Genomic DNA, 512 nt, shown 5'->3' with positions numbered 1-512 from the left:
GCACCGATGCACCCCGACACGGCAGAACCGGACGCGGCGGATGAACCCGAGGCCGGCAAGGCTGCGGGAGCTGCCGCGGATCGTGGTGCGTATCGGGACCTGTTCGGCGACGGCACCACGGTCGGCTGGCTGCCATGGATGGGACCGCTCTCCCGCAACACCTCCCGCCAACTCGCCTGCGACTGTGTTCTCACTGCGATCGTGATGGACGAGAACGGCAACCCACTCAACCTCGCCCGCACCGCCCGCACCGTCAACGCCAAACAACGCCGAGCCCTCACCGCCCGCGATCACGGATGCGCATTCCCCGGCTGCGGAAAACCCGCCGCCTGGACCGAAGGACACCACATCTGGCACTGGGGCGACGGCGGACCCACCGACATGAACAACCTCGTCCTACTCTGCGGGTTCCACCACCGACTGATCCACCACAGCGACTGGGAAGTGTTCATCGGCACCGACAACCACCCCTGGTTCGTACCGCCCGCAACCGTCGACCCCTACCGACAACC

The 512-nt window shown here is 67.0% G+C and carries 1 protein-coding gene; it reads left to right on the top strand.

The window, feature by feature from the left end:
- Nucleotides 1-512: HNH endonuclease signature motif containing protein (locus tag R3P93_RS24555; protein ID WP_317534369.1), on the top strand; the 512-nt coding region annotated here is incomplete at both ends.

This window comes from Rhodococcus cerastii (assembly GCF_033042195.1).
GTDB lineage: Bacteria > Actinomycetota > Actinomycetes > Mycobacteriales > Mycobacteriaceae > Rhodococcoides.
The sequence above is the reverse complement of the archived record's forward strand: the minus strand, read 5'-3'. Positions and strand labels throughout refer to the sequence as shown.